The 20997-nt window shown below is 70.9% G+C and carries 18 protein-coding genes; 4 read left to right on the forward strand and 14 right to left on the reverse strand.

Translation table 11 applies throughout. From position 1 onward, the window contains the following. Nucleotides 1–11 precede the first annotated feature (11 nt). From ACGFIB_RS28775 to ACGFIB_RS28790, 4 genes are all read right to left on the reverse strand, one after another. Nucleotides 12–1274, reverse strand: coding sequence for a sarcosine oxidase subunit beta family protein (locus ACGFIB_RS28775; protein ID WP_393376260.1), 1263 nt, complete (start codon nt 1272–1274; stop codon nt 12–14). After that, nucleotides 1271–2536 carry a serine hydroxymethyltransferase gene (glyA, locus tag ACGFIB_RS28780; RefSeq protein ID WP_357244829.1) on the reverse strand — a complete coding sequence of 422 codons (1266 nt, stop codon included), beginning with the start codon at nt 2534–2536 and terminating at the stop codon, nt 1271–1273. The genes ACGFIB_RS28775 and glyA overlap by 4 nt, the downstream gene beginning before the upstream one ends. Nucleotides 2537–2562: 26 nt before the next feature. After that, the gene (locus tag ACGFIB_RS28785; protein ID WP_393376262.1) at nt 2563–5001 is read right to left on the reverse strand and encodes a GcvT family protein; all 2439 of its coding nucleotides are present in this window, start codon (nt 4999–5001) and stop codon (nt 2563–2565) included. Nucleotides 5002–5197: 196 nt separating this feature from the next. Then, nucleotides 5198–6250, reverse strand: coding sequence for a saccharopine dehydrogenase NADP-binding domain-containing protein (locus tag ACGFIB_RS28790; RefSeq protein WP_393376264.1), 1053 nt, complete (start codon nt 6248–6250; stop codon nt 5198–5200). A 149-nt stretch (nt 6251–6399) separates the two neighbouring features. On the opposite strand from ACGFIB_RS28790, the gene ACGFIB_RS28795 reads away from it, so the two are divergent. Then, entirely contained in the window at nt 6400–7323 is a 924-nt protein-coding gene (locus tag ACGFIB_RS28795) for an AraC family transcriptional regulator (RefSeq protein WP_393376266.1), read from the forward strand. A 43-nt stretch (nt 7324–7366) separates the two neighbouring features. On the opposite strand, the gene ACGFIB_RS28800 is transcribed toward ACGFIB_RS28795, so the two are convergent. Further along, nucleotides 7367–8152, reverse strand: coding sequence for an IclR family transcriptional regulator (locus ACGFIB_RS28800; protein ID WP_393376268.1), 786 nt, complete (start codon nt 8150–8152; stop codon nt 7367–7369). 109 nt (nt 8153–8261) lie between these two features. Between ACGFIB_RS28800 and purU the strand changes: the two genes are divergently transcribed. Continuing rightward, complete coding sequence (gene purU, locus ACGFIB_RS28805) at nt 8262–9128, forward strand: formyltetrahydrofolate deformylase (RefSeq protein WP_142571645.1); 867 nt, start codon at nt 8262–8264, stop codon at nt 9126–9128. Nucleotides 9129–9145: 17 nt separating this feature from the next. On the opposite strand, the gene ACGFIB_RS28810 is transcribed toward purU, so the two are convergent. From ACGFIB_RS28810 to ACGFIB_RS28825, 4 genes are all read right to left on the reverse strand, one after another. Further along, nucleotides 9146–9796, reverse strand: coding sequence for a response regulator transcription factor (locus tag ACGFIB_RS28810; protein WP_357031690.1), 651 nt, complete (start codon nt 9794–9796; stop codon nt 9146–9148). Beyond that, nucleotides 9793–11043 (reverse strand): sensor histidine kinase, encoded by a 1251-nt coding sequence (locus tag ACGFIB_RS28815; protein WP_357261082.1) that lies wholly within the window; start codon nt 11041–11043, stop codon nt 9793–9795. Before ACGFIB_RS28815 ends, ACGFIB_RS28810 begins: the two co-directional genes overlap by 4 nt. 93 nt (nt 11044–11136) lie before the next feature. Continuing rightward, nucleotides 11137–11505 carry a hypothetical protein gene (locus ACGFIB_RS28820; protein ID WP_357031696.1) on the reverse strand — a complete coding sequence of 123 codons (369 nt, stop codon included), beginning with the start codon at nt 11503–11505 and terminating at the stop codon, nt 11137–11139. Nucleotides 11506–12064: 559 nt separating this feature from the next. Next, a complete protein-coding gene (locus tag ACGFIB_RS28825) occupies nt 12065–12757 on the reverse strand; it encodes a TetR/AcrR family transcriptional regulator (RefSeq protein WP_357244359.1) in 693 nt (230 codons plus the stop codon). Nucleotides 12758–12852: 95 nt separating this feature from the next. Here ACGFIB_RS28825 and ACGFIB_RS28830 point away from each other — a divergent pair, with 95 nt between their 5' ends. Together ACGFIB_RS28830 and ACGFIB_RS28835 are read left to right on the forward strand one after the other, a co-directional pair. After that, a complete protein-coding gene (locus tag ACGFIB_RS28830) occupies nt 12853–13755 on the forward strand; it encodes an aldo/keto reductase (RefSeq protein WP_393376271.1) in 903 nt (300 codons plus the stop codon). An 86-nt stretch (nt 13756–13841) separates the two neighbouring features. Further along, complete coding sequence (locus ACGFIB_RS28835) at nt 13842–14627, forward strand: IclR family transcriptional regulator (RefSeq protein WP_357244354.1); 786 nt, start codon at nt 13842–13844, stop codon at nt 14625–14627. Here ACGFIB_RS28835 and ACGFIB_RS28840 read toward each other — a convergent pair. The 5 genes from ACGFIB_RS28840 to ACGFIB_RS28860 all read right to left on the reverse strand — a co-directional run. Continuing rightward, entirely contained in the window at nt 14605–16941 is a 2337-nt protein-coding gene (locus tag ACGFIB_RS28840) for an FdhF/YdeP family oxidoreductase (RefSeq protein ID WP_393376273.1), read from the reverse strand. The two genes, ACGFIB_RS28835 and ACGFIB_RS28840, sit on opposite strands and share 23 nt — an antisense overlap. 18 nt (nt 16942–16959) lie before the next feature. Then, on the reverse strand, nt 16960–18051 hold the full coding sequence (locus ACGFIB_RS28845; protein ID WP_393376283.1) for an aromatic ring-hydroxylating oxygenase subunit alpha: 1092 nt from the start codon (nt 18049–18051) through the stop codon (nt 16960–16962). 151 nt (nt 18052–18202) lie between these two features. Next, complete coding sequence (locus ACGFIB_RS28850) at nt 18203–19288, reverse strand: S-(hydroxymethyl)mycothiol dehydrogenase (protein ID WP_357244348.1); 1086 nt, start codon at nt 19286–19288, stop codon at nt 18203–18205. A gap of 374 nt (nt 19289–19662) precedes the next feature. Next, nucleotides 19663–20247, reverse strand: coding sequence for a hypothetical protein (locus ACGFIB_RS28855; protein WP_142571653.1), 585 nt, complete (start codon nt 20245–20247; stop codon nt 19663–19665). 9 nt (nt 20248–20256) lie between these two features. Then, nucleotides 20257–20997 (reverse strand): AAA family ATPase (locus ACGFIB_RS28860; RefSeq protein ID WP_393376275.1); only part of this gene is annotated, 741 nt, incomplete at its 5' end.

A 20997-nucleotide genomic window follows, 5' to 3' on the forward strand; every position in this document is an offset into this window, starting at 1 on the left:
CTCCGAGACAATCAGTGGGCGACGGCGGCGGCGCCGTGCTCGTCGACGAGCTTGCCGGTGGTGAACCGGTCGAGCGAGAAGGGGGCGTTGAGGGGGTGCGGCTCGCCGGTGGCCACGGTGTGGGCGTAGCACCAGCCGACGCCCGGGGTGGCCTTGAACCCTCCGGTGCCCCAGCCGCAGTTGACGTACAGGTCCTCGACGGGGGTGAGTCCGACGACGGGCGAGGCGTCGGGGGTGACGTCCACCACGCCGCCCCAGGTCCGCAGCACGTGCGCCCGGGCGAAGACGGGGAACAGCTCCAGCGCGGCCGACATCTGCCGCTCGATGATGTGGAAGGCGCCGCGCCGGCGGTAGGAGTTGGCCGCGTCGATGCCCGCGCCCATGACCAGCTCGCCCTTGTGCGCCTGGCTCACGTAGACGTGGACCGCGTTGGACATGACCACGGTGGGGTGCACCGGCTCCAGCAGCTCCGACACCAGCGCCTGCAGCGGGTGGCTCTGCAGCGGCAGCGACACCCCGGCGTATCCGGCGACGACCGAGGAGTGCCCGGCGGCGGCGAGCGCGACCTTCCCGGCCGCGATCGGGCCGCGGGTGGTCTGGACGCCGGTCACCCGGCCGTCGCGCACGTCGAGGCCGGTCACCTCACAGTGCTCGATCATGTCGACCCCGAGGTCGGCCGCCGCCTTCGCGAAGCCCCAGGCCACATAGTCGTGCTTGGCGATGCCGGCCCGGGGCTGGTAGGTGCCGCCGAGCACCGGGTAGCGCACGTCGGGCGAGACGTCGACGATCGGGCAGACCTCCTTGACCTGCTCCGGCGTCAGCCACTCGGCGTCCACGCCGTTGAGCCGGTTGGCGTTGACCCGGCGCACGCTGTCACGCACGTCCTGCAGGCTGTGCGCCAGGTTGAGCACGCCGCGCTGGCTGAACAGCAGCGGGTAGCCGAGGTCCTCCTCCAGCCCCTCCCACAGCTTCAGCGCGTGCTCGTAGATGCCCGCGCTCTCGTCCCACAGGTAGTTCGACCGGATGATCGTGGTGTTGCGGGCCATGTTCCCGCCCGCGAGCCAGCCGCGCTCCAGCACCGCGACGTCGGTGATCCCGTGGTTCTTGGCCAGGTAGTAGGCCGTGGCCAGGCCGTGGCCGCCGCCGCCGACGATCACCACGTCGTACGCGCGCTTCGGCTCGGCCGAGCGCCACAGCCGGTTGGGGTGGTCGGGCAGGTCGGCTCCCGGAGTCCTGCGCCCTTGGGTTTCGGGGCTCGTAGTTCCGGGGCTCATCGGGCCTCCCCGTTCAGGCCGGGGTAGAGCGGGTGCTTGGCGGCGAGGGCCTCGACCCGGGCGCGCAGCGCCGTCAGGTCCGCGCCGGGACGCAGCACCCGGGCGATCACGTCGGAGACCTCCTCGAACTCGGGGCGGTCGAAGCCCCGGGTGGCCAGGGCCGGGGTGCCGATCCGCAGCCCCGAGGTGACCATCGGGGGCCGGGGGTCGAACGGCACCGCGTTGCGGTTGACCGTGATCCCGGCCTCGTGGAGCCGGTCCTCGGCCTGACGGCCGTCCAGCTCGGATTCGCGCAGGTCCACCAGCACGAGGTGGACGTCCGTCCCGCCGGACAGCACCCGTACGCCCGCCTCGGCGGCGTCGGGGGCGAGCAGCCGGTCGGCGAGGATCCGCGCGCCCTCCAGCGTGCGGCGCTGCCGGTCGCGGAACCACTCACCCGCCGCGATCTTGAACGCGACGGCCTTCGCCGCGATGACGTGCTCCAGCGGGCCGCCCTGCTGACCGGGGAACACCGACGAATTGATCTTCTTGGCGAGGTCCTCCGTGGAAAGGATCACGCCGCCCCTGGGCCCGCCGAGCGTCTTGTGGGTGGTCGTGGTGACGACGTGCGCGTGCGGGACGGGCGACGGGTGCAGCCCCGCCGCGACCAGCCCGGCGAAGTGCGCCATGTCGACCATGAGGTAGGCCCCGACCTCGTCGGCGACGCGCCGGAAGGCGGCGAAGTCGAGGTGCCGGGGATAGGCCGACCAGCCCGCGATGATCAGCTTGGGCCGGTGCTCGCGGGCGAGCCGCTCGACCTCCTCCATGTCCACGAGGCTGTCGCTCTCGCGGACGTGGTAGGCCACGACGTTGTAGAGCCGGCCGGAGAAGTTGATCCGCATGCCGTGGGTGAGGTGGCCGCCGTGCGCGAGGTCAAGGCCGAGGATCGTGTCGCCCGGCTCCAGCAGCGCGGACATGGCCGCCGCGTTGGCCTGCGCTCCCGAGTGGGGCTGCACGTTGGCGGCCTCCGCGCCGAACAACGCCTTCACCCGGTCGATCGCCAGCCGCTCGATCACGTCGACGTGCTCGCAGCCGCCGTAGTAGCGCCTGCCCGGGTAGCCCTCGGCGTACTTGTTCGTCAGGACCGACCCCTGGGCCTGCATGACCGAGACGGGCGCGAAGTTCTCCGACGCGATCATCTCCAGCGTGGACCGCTGGCGTTCCGTCTCCGCGCCGATCGCCGCCGCGACCTCCGGGTCGGCCTCGGCGAGCGGCACGTCCATCACCGAATCGTTCACTTCAGTCCTCACTAGCTGCGCAGCCGTTCCATGGCGGGGTCGAACAGGGGCTCCTCGGCGACCACGGCGGTCACCCGCCGGTCGAAGTAGCCGATCTCCAGCGTCCGTCCCGGGGTGGCCAGCTCGGCGGGCAGCCAGGCGTAGGCGATGCCCTTGCCGATGGTGTAGCCGAAGGCCGCGCTGGTGACGTAGCCGACCGCGCTCTCGCCGTCGTAGACCGGTTCCTTGCCCATCACCACCTGGGTGGGGTCGTCGACGGTCAGGCAGGCAAGGCGGCGGCGCACGTTCTCCTTGCGCCGCTCCAGCGCCTCGCGGCCGATGAAGTCGCCCTTGTCCGTCTTCACCGCGAACCCGAGCCCGGCCTCGTACGGGTCGTGCTCGAAGGTCATGTCGGTGCCAAAGGACCGGTAGCCCTTCTCCAGCCGCAGGCTCGCGAAGGCGCCCCGCCCGCCGGCGATGATCCCGTGCCGCTGCCCGGCCTCCCAGAGCGTGTCCCACAGCTTGGCGCCCATGTCGGCGGTGGTGTAGAGCTCCCAGCCCAGCTCGCCGATGTACGACAGCCGCAGCGCGGTGACCGGCACGGTGCCGATGTACGCCTTCTTCGCCCGGAAGTAGCGGAAGCCCTGGTTGGAGAAGTCGGCGTCGGTCAGCGGCTGGACGAGGTCGCGGGCGCGCGGGCCCCAGACGCCGAGGCAGCAGGTGCCCGCGGTGATGTCGCGGACCATGACCGAGCCGTCCGGGGGCAGGTGACGGTGGAACCAGTCGAGGTCGAGGTTGCCGTTGGCGCCGACCTGGAACACGTCACGGCCCAGCCGGGCGACGGTCACGTCGCTGCGGATGCCGCCGTCGGTGTCGAGCAGCAGGCAGTAGGTCACCGAGCCGACCGACTTGTCCATCTGGCCCGTCGTCAGCCGCTGCAGGAAGGCGAGGGCGCCGGGGCCGGCCACCTCCAGCCGCTTCAGCGCGGTCATGTCGTACAGCGCGACGGACTCGCGGGACGCCTGGGCCTCCGCGCCGACGATCGGCGACCAGTAGCGCGCCGCCCAGTCGCCCGGCGTGGGGATGTCGCGGCCCTCCAGCAGGCGGGCGTTCGCGCCGTACCACTGCGGCCGCTCGTAGCCGACGGCCTCCAGGAAGAAGGCGTCCAGCTCGCGCTGCCGGGTGTGGAAGGGGCTGAGGCGGAGTGGCCGCGGCTCCTCCATCGGCTGTAGCGGGTGGATGATGTCGTAGACCTCGACGAAGTTCTGGCAGTCGCGAGCCAGCACGTAGTCGGGCGCGAGTTGGTGCGGCTCGAACCGGTTGACGTCGCACTCGTGCAAGTCAAACGAGGTGCAGTGGCCGTCGACCAGCCATTCGGCCATCGCCCTGCCGACGCCGGCGGAGTGGGTCACCCAGACCGCCTCGGCGACCCAGAAGCCCTTCACGTCGGGCGACTCGCCCATGAGGGGCATGTGGTCCTGGGTGAAGGAGAACAGGCCGTTGATGCCCTCGTCGAGCTTGGCCGCGCGGGTGCCGGGCAGCAGCCGCTGCGTCTCGGTCCAGGCGTCCTCGAAGTCCTCCGGCGTGAACGTCATCACCGACGGCATGACCTCGGCCTCGTCCACGGACAGCAGGTCCTCGGGGCTGACCGGCATCGGCCGGTGGCCGTAGTAGCCGATGCCGACGCCGTCGAACCGCTGGCGGTAGTAGAGGTCGGCGTCCTGGTGCCGCAGGATCGGCAGCGTCGCCTCCTCCTCGCGTCCCGCCAGGTCGGGCACCTGGCCGGTCCAGGCGAGCTGGTGGGCGAGCGGGGTCAGCGGCAGCGGCATCCCGACCATGCCGGCGACCTTCGGCCCCCAGATGCCGGCGCAGCAGACCACGACGTCGGCGGGGATCTCGCCCTGGTCGGTCACCACCCCGGCCACCCTGCCGTCCTCGGTGCGGACGTCGAGCACCTCGTGCCGATCCAGCACCCGTACGCCGCGGGACCGGGCGCGCCTGAGCTGCGCCTCGACCGCGCGTACGGCCTTGGCGACGCCGTCGGTGGGGATGTGCAGGCCGCTGAGCACGGCGCCGGGGTCGAGCAGGGGGAAGAGCTCGGCGCATTCGGCGGGGGTGAGCAGACGCGACTCGACGCCCCAGGATGTGGCCCAGCCGTGCCTGCGGTGCAGCTCGGCGAGCCGTTCCGGGCTGGTCGCGACCTCCAGACCGCCGACCTGGAGGAAGCAGGGCTCGCCGTCGAGGTCGAGCGAGCAGAGCTTCTCGACGGTGTAGCGCGCCATCTCGGTCATGGTCTTCGACCCGTTGATCTGAAAGACCAGTCCCGGGGCGTGTGAGGAGGAGCCTCCGGTCGCGGGCACCGGGCCCTGGTCGACCACGGTGACGTCCGTCCAGCCCCGGGCCGACACTTCGTCGGCGAGCGCCGCACCGACGACGCCTGCTCCGATGATGACGACGCGCGGGCCCGTCATACCCACCTCCGTTGCTGCATATTTTGTTGCACAATTCGCAACATTATGCGTTTAACGCAACAAGCGTGACGTGTCGCACCCCGGGTGTCAAGGACCAAGAACGGGACAAAACCACACCCCTCATCGCGTGCACAGCGGCCTGGGAAGGGCGGGCCCGCGCGAGGGGTGGCGCGAAGCCCGCAGGGCATCCGGGGCGTCAGCCGGCCGGCGGCTCCTCGATGCTCCAGCGAATTCCGCGGCGGGCGAGACGGTCAAGGAACGCCAGGGAATCGAACGCCTGGGCGGGGGCGAGGACCCCCGCCTTGATCGGCTCGGCGACCAGGCGGCAGGCGCTCTCCACGGCGATCGCCGCGGTGGCGCCGTAGGTGTCGGCGCCCCGCACGAAGCCGCGGGCACGGCGGCCGTCGACGCCGAGGGCGTCGAGCACGTATGTGAAGCGCTGTCCCCGGCGGCTCTCCTCGCTCGGCCCTTCAGGAAGGCTCTCGACGACCTCCGCCGGCATCGGGCTGTTCAGCCGCTCCACCAGTTCCGCCTCGGCCAGTCCCTCCATGTGCCGGACGACGACGTGCCGCGGGACGGTGACCACCTCCGGCAGAGGGAAGCGCGCCACCGGGGTCGCCTCGGGCTCCCCCGGCAGGGTGACCGCTCCGCGCCGCGCCGGGACGCCCGGCCGCCACACTCCGTCGTCATAGGCGAGCCCGCCCGCCCTGACCGACTCGATGGTTTCGATCACCGAGCGCAGCGAGCCGCGTGACGGCCCGCCACCCCCGGCGATCACGTGGGTGCTGATGAGCTCGTCCAACGGCCCGAGCCGGGCGGCGAGTTGGTGGGCGAGGAGGTCGGCAGGCAGGCATGCGTCGGTGGTGGCGGGCACCACGGTGACACCGGCCGCCTCGGCCGCCGCCGCGAAAGTCGCGAAGACGCCGTTTATGTAGAGCTGCTCACCTGCGGTGTCGACATAGTGCAGGCCGCCCGCGATCGCGGCGCGTACCACTGCCGCGCCCGACGGAGTGAACGGCCCGGCGCAGTTGACGACCGCATCACAGCCGCGCAGCGCCCCCACGAGCCCGGGATGGTCGTCGACGGCGGCCACACGTCTTTCCGCGTCGGGAAGGCCGACCGAGGCCGCGGCCTGTGCCAGGCGGACGGGGTCACGGCCGACCAGGACGGCCTCGACGCCGCGCCGTGCCAGCTCGGCGACGACGAGCTTCCCCTGGTATCCGTTCGCGCCGAATACGGCGATCTTCATCTGAGGTCTCCCGGAGGTGCGATCCGGCGCCGTGCGGGTCACAGCGCCCATCGCACCGTAAAGCCGTGCATGAAGACGACTGAATGGCCGAACCGCTCGGCTGTTTGCGTCATCGTCTTCCGTTGATCGCCTTCGGTTACGGTGATCGAGTGGATGTCCTCTCAGACGTCGTCAGCACGGCGCGCACCGGCCGGCCGCACGCGGCCCTGGTCACGCGATCCGCTCCTTTCGGCCGCTGGTTTCCCGCCTCGCAGGCCGCCGGGTTCCACGTCGTACTCCAGGGCACGTGCTGGCTCCTGCCACCGGAGGCAGAGCCGGTCGCGCTGGGGCCCGGCGACGTGGCGTTCCTGCCGCGCGGCTCCGCCCATGGCCTGGCCGACGTCCCGTCGACCCCGATGAGCGATTCATCCGCGCCCCTGTCCGGCATCCGTTACGGCGACGCAGAGCGCCCCGCCGCCGGGCAGCCGACGGCGGTCATGCTCTGCGGCGCCTACCTGCTGGACCGATCCGGGCCCCACCCACTCCTGGGCGACCTGCCCGAGGTCATCCACCTGCCCGCCCGGGTAGGCCGGCATCCCGAGCTGCGCGCGGCGGTCGACCTCCTGGGGACCGAATTGCAGCGCCCGCCTCGTCCCGGCGCCGACGCCGCACTCCCCACGCTGCTGGACCTGCTCCTGCTGTACCTACTGCGGGCCTGGTTCAGCGACGGGCATTCCTGCGACGACTCCCGCACAGGGTGGGTCGCGGCTCTGCACGATCCGTCCGTCGCGGCCGCTCTCCGCGCGATCCACGCGGACCCGGGCCGGGGGTGGACCGTCGAGGAGCTGGGCCGGCAGGCACGCCTGTCCCGCGCCGCCTTCGCCCGCCGCTTCACCCAGCTGGTCGGACGGCCACCGCTCACCTACCTGACGTGGTGGCGCCTGACCACCGCCGCCCGGCTCCTGCGCACCTGCGACGCACCCGTCAACACGATCGCCCAGCAGGTCGGCTACACCTCGCCGTACGCCTTCACCCACGCCTTCAAACGCCAGTACGGAATGCCACCCGGCGCCTACCGCAGCGGCGCCTGCTGAACGACGAGGCTCCGCGATTACGGACGAACGTGCACGGCGCAGATCAGCACTGGGCCGGGCCGAACCATCCCATCCGGGCAGACACCTCTCGGGCCGCCGTCATGACCTGCTCGGCGACCGCGGTGATCGCCGTCTCGGGCATGCGGAAGGTCGGGCCGGACGCGCTGAGCGAGGCGATGACGGAGCCGTCCGCGCCGAAGACGGGCGCCGCGACGGCGCTCAGGCCGTCCTCAAGTTCGTCCACCGCCGTCGCGTACCCACGACGGCGCACCTCGGCGAGTTCCGCGCGCACCCGGCCCGGATCGGTGACGGTCCTCCCGGCGAGCACGGGCAGCGTGGCCGCGAGCACCTCCTCGCACAGCGCCGCGGGCGCGTGCGCGAGCAGCACCTTGCCGTTGGACGTCGCGTGCAGAGGGATCCGCTGACCCACCCAGTGGTGCAGCTGGAGCGCCGACGGCCCGGCGACCTCGTCGACGTACAGGGCCTCCCGGCCGGCGAGGACGGCCACGTTGACGGTCTCCCCCACCGCGCGGGCGAGCGCGGGCGTGACGGTGCGGCTCTCGCGCACCAGGTCGAGCCGGGCGCTGGTCGCCCCGGCGAGCCTCACCACGCCCACACCGAGCCGATATCCGCCGCGGTCGCCGTCCTGCTCGACCAGATCGTGGCGCTCCAGCGTCGCCACCAGACGGAACGCGGTGGACCTGTGCACACCGAGGCCGGCCGCGAGCTCGCTGATGCCGAGCTCGCCGTCGCGGGCGAGCAACTTCAGGATGGTGAGCGCGCGGTCGACGGACTGTACGGCCGCCCCTTCACCTGACCCGTTGCCCATGGCACAACTCTACGCGGATTACGCATCAAGCTCTTGACCTGTCCCATCCGGCAGGTCACTCTGTTGCGTATACGACACCATGTTGCGTATAGCGCACTCAGGAGGCTTCATGTCCGCTCGCCCGGGTCGCGAGTTCGTCCTCACGTTCTCCTGCGTCGACCGGCCGGGGATCGTCTACGCGGTGAGCGGCTTCCTCGTCCAGCACGCGGGCGACATCCTGCAGAGCCAGGAGTTCAACGACCGGACGAACGGCCACTTCTTCATGCGGGTCCACTTCGCGGTGCCCGAGGGCCGCGGCGACATCGAGGAACTGCGCCGCGGCTTCTCCTACGTCGGCGACTCCTTCCACATGACCTGGCAGCTCAAGGACGCCGTGACGCCGACGAGAGCCCTCGTGCTCGTGTCGAAGTTCGGCCACTGCGTGAACGACCTGCTCTACCGCCAGCGGGTCGGCGCGCTGAACGTCGAGATCCCCGCGATCGTCTCCAACCACCGGGACCTCGAACCGCTGGCCGAGTTCTACGGCGTGCCGTTCCACCACGTGCCCGTCACCCCCGGCACCAAGCCCGAGGCCGAGCAGCGCGTCCTCGATCTGGCCGAGGAACTCGGCACCGATCTGGTGGTGCTCGCCCGCTACATGCAGATCCTCAGCGACGACATGTGCAAGCGCCTCGAAGGCCGGGCGATCAACATCCACCACTCGTTCCTGCCGGGGTTCAAGGGCGCCAAGCCGTACCACCAGGCGCACGAGCGCGGCGTCAAGCTGATCGGCGCGACCGCGCACTACGTCACCGCCGACCTCGACGAGGGACCGATCATCGAGCAGGACGTGGCGCGGGTGGACCACTCGCTCGACCCGGGCGAACTCGTCACCGCGGGCCGCGACGTGGAGGCGCAGGTGCTGGCCAGGGCCGTACGCTGGCACAGCGAGAACCGCGTGCTCCTCAACGGCGACCGCACCGTCGTCTTCCGCTGACCCTTTGCCGAGTACGTTCAGGGACGCTCGGGAGCACCGAGCAGGCCGCGGTTGTACCCCTCCGCCACCGCGGCGGCACGGTCGTTGACGTCGAGCTTCGCGTAGATGTTGAGCAGGTGCGTCTTGACCGTGGCCTCGGTGATGAACAGCCGGGCGGCCGCCTCCCGGTTGGTGTGCCCGGCCGCGACCAGGCGCAGCACCTCCAGCTCGCGCCGGCTCAACGAGCCGGTCGACGGCGCCGGGGCGCGCAGCCGGCTCATCAGGCGGGCGGCGACCGACGGAGACAGCGCGACCTCGCCGCGGGCGGCCGCGCGTACGGCGCGCAGCAGTTCGTCTCGCGGTGCGTCCTTGAGCAGGTAGCCGGTGGCGCCGGCCTCGATCGCGGGCAGGACGTGGCTGTCCGTGTCGTAGGTGGTCAGCACCAGCACCCGGGCCGGCACGCCGCGCCGGCTCAGCTCGGCGATCGCGGTGACGCCGTCCATGCCGGCCATCCGCAGGTCCATCAGGATCACGTCCGGCCCGAGCGCCTCGGCCAGCCGGACCGCCTCGGCCCCGTCCGCCGCCTCGCCGACCACGGTGAACTCGGGGTCACGGGTGAACATGCTGCTCAGCCCGTCCCGCACCACCGGGTGGTCGTCGGCGATGAGCAGCTTGATCGGGTCACTCACGAACACACCTCCGGCGCCTCGGCCGGCAGGCAGGCCGAGATCCCGGTCCCACCCCCCACCTCCGATTCGATCTGCAACGTGCCCGACACCGCCTCGATCCGCTGCCGCATCGCCACCAGCCCGAAGCCGCCGTCGCGCTCGACCCTGGCGGTCGGGTCGAAGCCGCGGCCGTCGTCGCGGACGTCGAGGGCCACCTGCTGGTCCATGTAGGAAAGGGTGAGGCCGACGCGGGTGACGGCGCCGGCATGCTTGGCGACGTTGGCCAAGCCCTCCTGGGCGACCCGTAACAGGGCGACCTCGGCCTCCGTGCGCATCGTGCGGGTGACGCCGGTGACCGTGACCTGGGCCGGGATGCCGTGACGGGCCGACCACTCGGCCGCCACCTCGGTGACGGCGTCGGCCAGACGGCCGGTCTCCAGCGGCTCCGGGCGCAACTCGTTCACCGAGCGCCGCGCCTCGGTCAGGCCCTCCCGGGCCAGCGCGGTCGCCGCCGCGTGGTGCCGGCGCCACGCGGCCGGGTCGTCCGCCGCGTGCTCGGCGGCCTGCAACTGGGTGACGATGCCGGTCAAGCTCTGGGCCAGCGTGTCGTGGATCTCGCGGGCCATCCGGGCCCGCTCGTCCAGGACGCCGGCCGCGCGGGCCTGCTCTACCAGCCGCTCCTGCAACGCCGCGTTTTCGGCCAGCGCCGCGGCCAGCCGCGCGTTGGCCTCCCGTGACTCGCGCAGCGCCGCCTCCCGGGAGGCGTAGTACCGCCCGCCGATCTCACCCATCCAGGCCAGCAGGCACATCGGCGCGATGTTGACGACCAGGATCCCCAGGTACTCGAGGCGGCCGACCCAGGAGCCGGTGTCCAGGCCGGCCGACTGTGCCGTGCCGGCCACCACCGCGACGCCGGCGATGAAGTACAGCTCACGCGGCCAGCCGATGATCCGGTACGCGTAGAAGTACAGCGCCGGCGTGTACAAGCCGAACCACGGATTGCGCAGGACCATGACCAGCCCGAACAGGATCAGGCCTGCCAGGAAGACGCCCATCACGCCGACCCGGTCGCGCCACGCCGGGTGCAGCGTGAAGAGTGCCAGGCTCCACACCGCGGCCGCCGCACAGAGCGCGAGGTCGATGGCGACGGAGCCGGGCTGGTCGTGCTTGAAGGCGATGGTCAGGGCGGCCATGACGGCCAGCAGCACGTAGGGGACCACGGTGACCATGGGCCGGAACCGCTGGTCCCAGCCCGCGGGCCCGGCCATCTGCCAACTCTGCATCGCGTACCCACTCCCAGCGGAACAATCCGACCGCCGCCCCGACCGCCCACGGTAGCAACGTGAGCAGAGCGAGCTCGCTCACCGCACTGACGGCCGGACCACTGAGCGCCGGTTGATCTGCACGACCACGGCCAGCAGGAGCAGGCCGCAGACGCCCTGCTCGAGCTTGAACCAGAGCGGGAAGATTCCGGGCAGCGCGATGATCACTACGATCGCGACCAGCATGACCGCGGTGACGACGCGGAGCCGCAGCAGCATCCGGCGGTCGCCGCGGGCCGCCCGGACCGCGAACAACAGCGTGAGCAGCGAGCCGGCGGCGACGATCACACCGCGGACCCAGACCTCGGTGGTGACCATCGTCGCGTCGTGCCGGAACACGATCATCGCCACCAGCGTCAGCAGGCTGACCGCGGCGTACCCGCTGATCAGCCAGACCACATTGCGCATGTCAGTGTGCCTCCGTCCTCTCGTTCGCCGACGAGAGTCAGCGTCGCAACGGAGGCACCCCATACGGATCGCCCGATCTCCCGAGCGGGCGGTGGAATCGGCGACTCACCCACGCGGTGGAGCGACTCCACCGATCGGTGGATTCAGGGGAGAAGCCGTGCGCGCGCTGCCGTGGCCGATTCGGTCAATCAGGCCCGCCAGTCAGCCACGAGACGACCCAATTCGATGAACTGCCTCCGCTGGGCGGGCGACAGCGATGCGAGCAGTTCCCCCTGGACGCCGTCGACGATGTCGTCCAGCCGAACGCGGCAAAGTGCTACGGCATGTGGAATTACGACCAACCCGATGCCGCCACGCAGACCAGTACCGGCCGCATCCGCGGCGTTCCCGGAGACACAAAGCACCCACCGATAGAAAATGTCGGCTCCCCCACGGCGCGGGTCGCGTCGATGGGGACGGCATAGATCTGGCGCAGCGCGCCCGGCCCGACTTCGCTTGCTCACGCTTCTTGAGATCCGCCGACGAGCGATCGGCCGATCAGGGGCGCAGCCGGCGTGGGTCAGCGGGCGAGCTGTTGGAGCCAGTCGCGCAGGAGTGCCGTTTCGGCGGGCCGCAGCGGAAGGTCGGCCTGATCCGCGGCGGCGATGGCGGCGTCGAGGGCGAGTGCCCGTGCGGCGAGACCGGAATCCACGTCCGGCGGCGCGTCGGTGACGAGGGAGCCGATGACGGTTTCCCGCACCCTCGCGGAGATCTCCAGGTCGCGGTTCTCATCCGGGTCAGCGATCAGCGACAGGGTCACGCCGGTGACGGCGGCCTGCAAGAGGCGGGCCGCCAGTACGGGCGCGACCCGCAGGCGGCCAACGGCCGCGACGCGGTCCAGAAACTTCAGCACGAGGTCGTGAGCCTCGGTCGCGGCGGGCGGCCGGCGACCGGGCCGGTCGGAGCCGAACATCAGCAGGTAGAAGGCCGGGTGGCGCAGACCGAAGTCGACGTGGGCGTCCCAGCCACGACGCATGTCGTCGACCGGATCGCCGGTGGACGACAGGAGGTGCTTCTCGTCCAGGTAGCGGTCGAAGGCGAGGATGGCCAGGGCCGCGAGCAGTCCGTCCTTGTCGCCGAAGAGCTGGTAGAGGGAGGCCGCGCGGACCCCTGCCGCCGCCGCGACCGAGCGCGTGGAGACCGCCTGGGCGCCTTCGCGCTCCAGGATGCCGGCCGCCACCTCGAGGATCTGCCTCTTCTTCGCCTCGTGCACAGTTGCAATGTTACGCATTTTTGCGTATCACTGGTACGTAACGGTGCTACATATTTGAGCGTGGCACTGATCCGCCACATCGAGGAGACATTCCCATGAATCGAGTCGGATACGGCGCCATGCAACTCGCCGGGCCGAACGTCTGGGGCCCGCCGGGCGATCCCGAGTCGGCCCGGCGGGTGCTGCGCCTCGCGGTCGAGTTGGGCGTGACGTTCTTCGACACCGCCAACGCCTACGGGCCGCGTACCGTCAACCGGCTGATCGGGCAGGCACTGCAGCCGTTCCCGGACGGGGTGATCGTCGGCAACAAGGTCGGCGCCGGGCGTGGCGCGGACGGGTCATGGCTCATCACCGATCACCCCCGAACGGTCCGCCGGCAGGTCCACGAGGCCCTCGAGGACATGGGTACGGAGATCAGCGAGCTGACCTATCTGCGGCTGGGAGGTGACACCCCGGGAATCCGCGGTGAGGTGCCGCTGGAGGATTCGCTCGGCGTGCTCGTCGAACTGCGCGACCAGGGCCTCATCCGCCGCATCGGCCTGTCCGGGGCGTCGCCGGAGATGCTGGCCCGCGCTCAGAGGATGACACCGATCGCGGCCGTGCAGAACCGGTTCAACCTGCTCGACCGCAGCGGCGTGCAGGTCCTCGCCGACTGTGAGCGGCAGGGCATCATGTTCGTGCCCTACTTCCCGCTCGCCTCCGGGCGGCTCACCGGCTACGCCGAGCTGACCGGCCCCGCACGGCGACTCGGAACCACGCCGGCCCAGGTCGCTCTGGCCTGGCTGTTGCGCCGTTCCCCGGCCGTTGTCGTGATTCCCGGCACGACGAACCCCGATCATCTACGTGCCAACGTCACCGCGGCGGAGGTCGCCGACGACTTGACCGACGCCGAGGTGAGCCGCATGACCGGGCTCGCCGACGAGTCGGCGGCCGCACTCGACCAGCCGGACGCGTCCTCTCTCGACGCCCTCACGACCGCGGCGGACCGCCACCGGTAGCCCCCGGTTCAACGCGCCCCATCCCCCGGGCCGGCCCCCGGCTCGGAGGCCGGGCGACGTGGAAGCTCAAGCGCTACAGTCCGGCTATGAGCAACGACGCTTCCGGCAGGACCGAGGCCAGCGGCGGCGGTGTGCAGTCCGTGGACCGGGCGATCAGCATCATGGAGATCCTCGCCGGCCGCGGGGAGGCCGGGGTCACCGAGATCGCGGCCGAGATCGAGGTCCACAAGTCGACCGCGTTCCGCCTGCTGGGCGCCCTGGAGTCCCGCGGGCTCGTGGAGCAGACCGAGGACCGCGGCAAGTATCGCCTCGGCTTCGGGCTCGTCCGCCTCGCCGGCGGCGTCTCCACGCGGATGGACGTCACCCGGCAGAGCAGGCCCGTCTGCCAGCGCCTGGCGGAGGAGATCGGCGAGACGGTGAACATCGCCGTCCTGCGTTCGCACTACGCGGTCAACCTCGACCAGGTGCGCGGCCACGCCGCCGTCACCGCCCACAACTGGGTGGGTCAGCTCACCCCCCTGCACGCGACGTCGAGCGGCAAGGTCCTGCTGGCGTACGTGGACCGGCAGCGCCGCGACGACCTGCTGCGCGCCGCCGGCCTCCAGCGCTACACGCCGGACACGGTGACCTCGATAGAGGACCTGGAGCGCGAGCTGGCGCAGGTGCGCGAACGCGGCTACGCACTGACTCGCGAGGAGCTGGAGGTCGGCCTGAACGCGCTCGCCGCCCCCGTCCGCTCCTTCGGCGGGGAGGTCGTGGCGGCGGTCAGCGCGTCAGGGCCCGCCTACCGGTTCAGCGAGAGCCGCATGCGCGAGCTGGCCCCCGTTCTCGTCGAGGGAGCCGAGGAGATCAGTCGCCGCCTGGGCGGATAGCCGCCGCCTCGGCCGCGCGGCGCAGCCGTACGACGACGCTCTTGGACGTGGGCGTGTTCGACGTCTCCGCCACCGAGTCCAGGGGCACCAGCACGTTGGTCTCCGGGAAGTAGGCCGCGCAGCAGCCCCGCGCCGTCGAATAGGCGACGGCCCGGAACCCCTCGGCGACACGCTCGCCGTCCGGCCACTCGCTGATGATGTCGAGCATGTCGCCGTCGGCGAGACCGCGCTCGGCCAGGTCGTCGGGGTGGACGAACACCACCCGGCGCCCGTTCTTGACGCCGCGGTAGCGGTCGTCCAGGCCGTAGATCGTGGTGTTGTACTGGTCGTGGCTGCGCACGGTCTGCAGCAGGAGGCGGCCCGGGGGCACGCGAAGCACCTCCAGCGGATTGACCGTGAAGTTCGCCTTCCCCGTGGCCGTGGGAAACCGGCGCTCGTCGCGCGGCGCGTTCGGCAGCAGGAAGCCGTCCGGCCTGCGCACTCGCGCGTTGAAGTCGTCGAACCCGGGCACCACCCGTTCGATGCGCTCCCTGATCGCGTCGTAATCGGCCTCGAACTCGGCCCACGGCACGTGCGGGTCGTCGCCGAGCAGCTCACGGGCCAGCCGGCACACGATGGCCACCTCGGACAGCAGCGCGTCCGACGCCGGGCGCAGCCGCCCCCGCGAGGCGTGCACCGCGCCCATCGAGTCCTCGACCGTGACGAACTGCTCGCCACCGCTCTGGACGTCCCGCTCGGTGCGGCCGAGCGTGGGCAGGATGAGCGCCTGCTCGCCGCACACGGCGTGCGACCGGTTCAGCTTGGTCGACACCTGCACGGTGAGCCGGCAGCGGCGCAGGGCCGCCTCCGTCGCGGCGGTGTCCGGCGTCGCGGAGACGAAGTTGCCGCCCATGGCGAAGAACACCTCGGCGTCCCCGTCGCGCATGGCCCGGATGGCCTCCACGGTGTCGTGGCCGTGCGCACGCGGCGGCGGGAAGCCGAACTCCTTCTCCAGCGCGTCGAGGAACTCCGGCCTGGGCTTCTCGTAGATGCCCATCGTCCGGTCGCCCTGCACGTTGGAGTGCCCGCGTACGGGACACACGCCCGCGCCGGGCCGTCCCACGTTGCCCCGCAGCAGCAGGAAGTTGACGATCTCCCTGATCGTCGGGACCGACTTGCGGTGCTGGGTGAGGCCCATCGCCCAGCAGACCACGACCGAGCGGGCGGCCAGCACGTCGCGGGCCGTCTCCTCGATCTCGGCGCGGGTCAGCCCGGTCGCCTCAAGCACCTCGGCCCAGTTCGGACCGGCGCCGTCGAGCCCGCGTACGTGCCTGTCCCAGGCGTCGAACCCGTGCGTGTGCGCCTCGACGAACGCGCGGTCCACCACCGTGCCGGGCGCGGCGTCCTCGGCCTCCAGCAGGAGCAGCGACAGCGCCTGGAACAGCGCCAGGTCGCCGCCGAGACGGATCTGCAGGAACCGGTCGGACAGCACCGTGCCACCGCCCACGACTCCGGACGGCCGCTGCGGGTTGCGGAAGCGCATCAGCCCCGCCTCCGGCAGCGGGTTGACCGCCACGATCCGGGCGCCGCCCCGCTTCGCGCGTTCCAATGCGGTGAGCATGCGCGGGTGGTTGGTGCCGGGGTTCTGACCGACCACGAAGATGAGGTCGGCCTGATGCAGGTCCTCCAGCAGGACCGTCCCCTTGCCGATGCCGAGCGTCTCGGTCAGCGCCGAGCCGCTCGACTCGTGACACATGTTGGAGCAGTCCGGCAGGTTGTTGGTGCCGAAACGGCGGACGAGAAGCTGGTAGGCGAAGGCGGCCTCGTTGGAGGTACGGCCGGAGGTGTAGAAGACGGCCTGGCCGGGGTGGTCGAGCGCGCGCAGTTCGCGCGCGACGACACCGAAGGCGTCCTCCCAGGAGATCGGCTCGTAGTGGTCCGAGCCCGCCGGTTTGTACATCGGCTCGGTGAGCCGGCCCTGCTGGCCCAGCCAGTAGTCGCTGCGCCGGGCCAGCTCGTCCACCGGGTGCTCGGCGAAGAAGTCGCGGGTGACCCGGCGGACCGTCGCCTCCTCGGCCACCGCCTTCGCGCCGTTCTCGCAGAACTCGGTGGGACTGCGGTGCCCGTCGCCCTCGGGCCAGGCGCATCCCGGGCAGTCGAAGCCGGACTTCTGGTTGACCCGCAGCAGGGTCAGCACCGTCCGTCCCGCGCCCATCTGCCGATAGGCCGTGCCGAGGGCGTGGCCGACCGCCGGAACCCCGCCCGCCCAGGTCTTGGGCGGGCCGATCTCCAGACGTTCGTCTCCGACGTCCTCCCGAGGCGCCTCACGTGTCATGCCGCATCTCCTCCGAACTCACTCGCCGATCTTGCCACGCACCCAATCATGGAACTGGCCGATGTGGTGCTCGCTGGGCACCAGCACCCCGCCCTTGGCGTACGTGCGGGAGCTCATCGAGGGCTGGGTGCGCTCGCAGGCCTCGAAGTCCTGCTCGTTCACCCGGTGGAACAGCTCCACCGACCGGCTGATGTCCTTGCCCTCGGCCACGACCTCCGGCAGGTAGAGCCAGTCGCACTCCACCACCGTGCGGTCCACCGCGAGCGGGAACATCCGGTGGACGATCACGTGGTCGGGCACCATGTTGACGAACACCTGCGGCTTGATCGTGATGGCGTAGTAGCGCCTGTCCTGATCATCGCTGATGGTCGGGATGCGGTCGAGCCCCTCGGAGCCGTCGACGGTGAATCCCTGGACGTCGTCGCCGAACTGCGCGCCGTGGCCCACGTAGTACTGCGCCGCGTAGCCGTCGGCGAACTCCGGCAGCACCTCGGTCAGCTCGGGGTGGATGGTCGCGCAGTGGTAGCACTCCATGAAGTTCTCGACGATGAGCTTCCAGTTCGCCTTCACGTCGTACACGATCCGGCGGCCGAGCGCCAGGTTGGCGACGTCGTAGTTGTCGAGGGAGGCCACGTCGCCGAGGCGCGTGCGCACCTCGGCGAGCACGGTGTCCTCGAACGACGGCGGCTCGTCGGCCAGGCAGACCCACACGTAGCCCAGCCACTCCCGCACCGCCACGTTGACGAGGCCGTATTCGACCCGGTCGAGGTCGGGCATCTTGGTGAGGTTGGGGGCGGCGATGAGCTTGCCCTCCAGGTCGTAGGTCCAGGCGTGGTACGGGCACTGGAAGGCCCGCTTGACCTCGCCGGACTCCTCCGTGCAGATCCGGGCGCCGCGGTGGCGGCAGACGTTGTAGAACGCGCGGATCGAGTTGTCCCGCGCCCGGCTGATCAGGATGCTCTCCGTGCCGACCTGGACGGTCCTGAACGCCCCGGGCTTGGGCAGGTCGGCGGCCCGGACCGCGCAGAACCACATCGACTCGAAGATGCGCTTCTGCTCCAGCGCGAAGACCTGGGGATCGGTGTAGTGCTCGCCCGGCAGCGTGGCCATCAGGCTCGGGGGCAGGCTCGTGGTGCTCACTTGGGCTCCTGGTGGTCGTGCAGGGTGGTCAAGCGCGGGTGGTCATGCGTAGCGCGTCGCAGGATCTGGGATGGCCCGGGGGCCGGCCGGTGTGGAGAGCCGGCCAGGGCCGAGAGCCGGGTCAGAGCACCACGACGGAGCGCAGCACCTCGCCGCGGTGCATCTTCTCGAAGGCCGCCTCGACGTCCTCGAGCGCGATCGTCTCGGTGACGAACGCGTCGAGGTCGAGCCGTCCCTGCCGGTAGAGAGACACGAGCATGGGGAAGTCGCGGCTGGGCAGGCAGTCGCCGTACCAGGAGGACTTGAGCGCACCACCGCGGCCGAAGACGTCGAGCAGCGGCAGTTCGAGCCGCATCTCCGGGGTCGGCACGCCGACGAGCACGACGGTCCCGGCCAGGTCACGGGCGTAGAAGGCCTGCTTGTAGGTCTCGGGACGCCCGACCGCCTCGATCACGACGTCGGCGCCGAACCCGCCGGTCAGCTCGCGCACGGCCTCCACCGGGTCGGTCTCGCGCGAGTTGACCGTGTGCGTGGCGCCGAAGCGGCGAGCCCACTCGAGCTTGGTGTCGTCCACGTCCACCGCGATGATCGTGGTCGCGCCGGCCAGGTGCGCGCCCGCGACGGCCGCGTCGCCCACGCCGCCGCAGCCGATGACGGCGACCGAGTCGCCGCGGGTCACCCCGCCGGTGTTGATGGCCGCGCCGAGGCCCGCCATGATCCCGCAGCCGAGCAGGCCGGCCGCGACCGGAGACGCGCTCGGATCGACCTTGGTGCACTGGCCGGCCGCGACGAGCGTCTTGTCGGCGAACGCGCCGATCCCGAGCGCCGGGGACAGCGGGGTGCCGTCGGCCAGCGTCATCTTCTGGGTGGCGTTGTGGGTGGCGAAGCAGTACTGCGGGCGTCCGCGCAGGCAGGCGCGGCAGGAGCCGCAGACCGCGCGCCAGTTGAGGATGACGAAGTCGCCGGGGGCGACGTCGGTCACCCCCTCGCCGACGGCCTCGACCACGCCGGCCGCCTCGTGCCCGAGGAGGAAGGGGAAGTCGTCGTTGATGCCGCCCTCGCGGTAGTGCAGGTCGGTGTGGCACACCCCGCAGGCCTGCACGGCCACGAGTGCCTCACCCGGGCCCGGGTCGGGGACGATGACGGTCTCCAGGCTGACCGGCTGTCCCTTGCCCCTCGCGACGACCCCGCGGACTTCGTGCGCCATGGTCTCTCTTTCCCTCGATCAGTGTGCGTGCAAGAGTTGTGCAACACGAAACACATAGCACTATGCGCAACAGATTGAGGCCGTGCAAGGCCAGTGTCAAGAGCCCAAAAAAGCTGGCGTGATCTTGTAGTTTGTCGCACGCAATGCCGCAGCCTGCAGTAACACCCTGGACGATCTTGCAAAAAATCGCGGACAAGACCTCCCACCTGCGATTTCACCGTTCGTGATCATGCAATTGCATGATCACGAGTCGCCTACCCTGCTGGTCAGGCGGGCGGCTGGCCGAGCTACGCAAGATCACGAAGTAAGGGTGGGCAGGTGGGAGGGCACCTGTGCGACAAATTACAAGATCACGCGGGTGGGGTGGGGTGGGGTTAGCGGGGGTTTTGTTCAAGGTGGGTGACGACCGGGGCGAGCAGGTCGTTCAGCTCGCGTACGAGGACCGCGAGCGCGCGGTGCGCCGTCTCGGCCAGGTCGTGCGCGGGCCCGTCCGGCGCGGCGGGCAGGTCGTCCAGCGGCACCGGGGCGTCCACGAGCAGGGTCGGACGCAGATAGGGGACCTTCGCGAGGTCCTGCTCGGCGGGCTCGACGAACTGGCCGAAGATCTCCGGCCAGTCCCGCCAGCCGCGGTCGCGCCACCAGCCACGCGACACCGTCAGCGCGGCCGGCAGCGGAGAGACGATCGTGACCCGCGCCGTCAGCGACCCGTCCCAGGTGTTGCGCTCGCAGGAGGCGGACAGGATCCGCCGGTGCCAGCGCACGAAACCCGGCGAGGTCAGGGGTGGGGTGGCGATGCGCCAGGCCGCGCACGCGAACGCGACCGGGGCGATGTCGCCCCACACCTCCTCGAACTCGCCGATGTTCTCCCACACCCGCTCGGAGTAGTGGCTGACGCCGCTGTAGCGGACGCGCTCGCGGTCGGATCGGCCGTCGATCCAGAACGCCTGCTGGCCGGCCATACGCCGGGATCAGCCGTTCGACGCGGCGGTGGTCGGCGCGACGGCGGCGGGCGCGGTCTCGCCCGCGAAGACGAACGTCGCGGCGTCGCCTTCGCCCTCGACGTCGATCTTGACGACCTGGCCCGGCCGCAGCTCGCCGTAGAGGATCTTCTCCGACAGCGTGTCCTCCAGCTCGCGCTGGATCGTGCGCCGCAGCGGACGGGCGCCCATCACCGGGTCGTACCCGCGGTCGGCCAGCACCTGCTTGGCCGCCGGGGTCACCTCCAAGCTCATGTCGCGGTCCTTGAGCCGCTCGGCCACCTGGGCGAGCATCAGGTCGACGATCCGGATGATCTCCTTGAGCGTGAGCTGGTGGAAGACCACGATGTCGTCGACGCGGTTGAGGAACTCCGGCCGGAAGTGCTGCTTGAGCTCCTCCTGCACCTTGATCTTCATCCGCTCGTAGGTGCTCTCCTCGTCGTTGGACTTCGCGAAGCCCAGCCCCACCGCCTTGGAGATGTCCCGGGTGCCGAGGTTGGTCGTCATGATGATGACCGTGTTCTTGAAGTCCACCACCCGGCCCTGGGCGTCGGTCAGCCGACCGTCCTCCAGGATCTGCAGCAGCGAGTTGAAGATGTCGGGGTGCGCCTTCTCGATCTCGTCGAACAGGACCACCGAGAACGGCTTGCGCCGCACCTTCTCGGTCAGCTGACCGCCCTCTTCATACCCGACGTAACCGGGCGGAGAGCCGAACAGCCGCGAGACGGTGTG

Source organism: Microbispora bryophytorum, assembly GCF_043197435.1.
Lineage (GTDB): Bacteria > Actinomycetota > Actinomycetes > Streptosporangiales > Streptosporangiaceae > Microbispora > Microbispora bryophytorum.

Excerpts from the sequence above, each read along its gene's own strand:
- ACGFIB_RS28775 (WP_393376260.1), bottom strand. The coding sequence starts at position 1,274 with ATGAGCCCCGGAACTACGAGCCCCGAAACCCAAGGGCGCAGGACTCCG.
- glyA (WP_357244829.1), bottom strand. The coding sequence starts at position 2,536 with ATGGACGTGCCGCTCGCCGAGGCCGACCCGGAGGTCGCGGCGGCGATC.
- ACGFIB_RS28785 (WP_393376262.1), bottom strand. The coding sequence starts at position 5,001 with ATGACGGGCCCGCGCGTCGTCATCATCGGAGCAGGCGTCGTCGGTGCG.
- ACGFIB_RS28790 (WP_393376264.1), bottom strand. The coding sequence starts at position 6,250 with ATGAAGATCGCCGTATTCGGCGCGAACGGATACCAGGGGAAGCTCGTC.
- ACGFIB_RS28800 (WP_393376268.1), bottom strand. The coding sequence starts at position 8,152 with ATGGGCAACGGGTCAGGTGAAGGGGCGGCCGTACAGTCCGTCGACCGC.
- purU (WP_142571645.1), top strand. The coding sequence starts at position 8,262 with ATGTCCGCTCGCCCGGGTCGCGAGTTCGTCCTCACGTTCTCCTGCGTC.
- ACGFIB_RS28815 (WP_357261082.1), bottom strand. The coding sequence starts at position 11,043 with ATGGCCGGGCCCGCGGGCTGGGACCAGCGGTTCCGGCCCATGGTCACC.
- ACGFIB_RS28820 (WP_357031696.1), bottom strand. The coding sequence starts at position 11,505 with ATGCGCAATGTGGTCTGGCTGATCAGCGGGTACGCCGCGGTCAGCCTG.
- ACGFIB_RS28830 (WP_393376271.1), top strand. The coding sequence starts at position 12,853 with ATGAATCGAGTCGGATACGGCGCCATGCAACTCGCCGGGCCGAACGTC.
- ACGFIB_RS28835 (WP_357244354.1), top strand. The coding sequence starts at position 13,842 with ATGAGCAACGACGCTTCCGGCAGGACCGAGGCCAGCGGCGGCGGTGTG.
- ACGFIB_RS28840 (WP_393376273.1), bottom strand. The coding sequence starts at position 16,941 with ATGACACGTGAGGCGCCTCGGGAGGACGTCGGAGACGAACGTCTGGAG.
- ACGFIB_RS28845 (WP_393376283.1), bottom strand. The coding sequence starts at position 18,051 with ATGGCCACGCTGCCGGGCGAGCACTACACCGATCCCCAGGTCTTCGCG.
- ACGFIB_RS28850 (WP_357244348.1), bottom strand. The coding sequence starts at position 19,288 with ATGGCGCACGAAGTCCGCGGGGTCGTCGCGAGGGGCAAGGGACAGCCG.
- ACGFIB_RS28855 (WP_142571653.1), bottom strand. The coding sequence starts at position 20,247 with ATGGCCGGCCAGCAGGCGTTCTGGATCGACGGCCGATCCGACCGCGAG.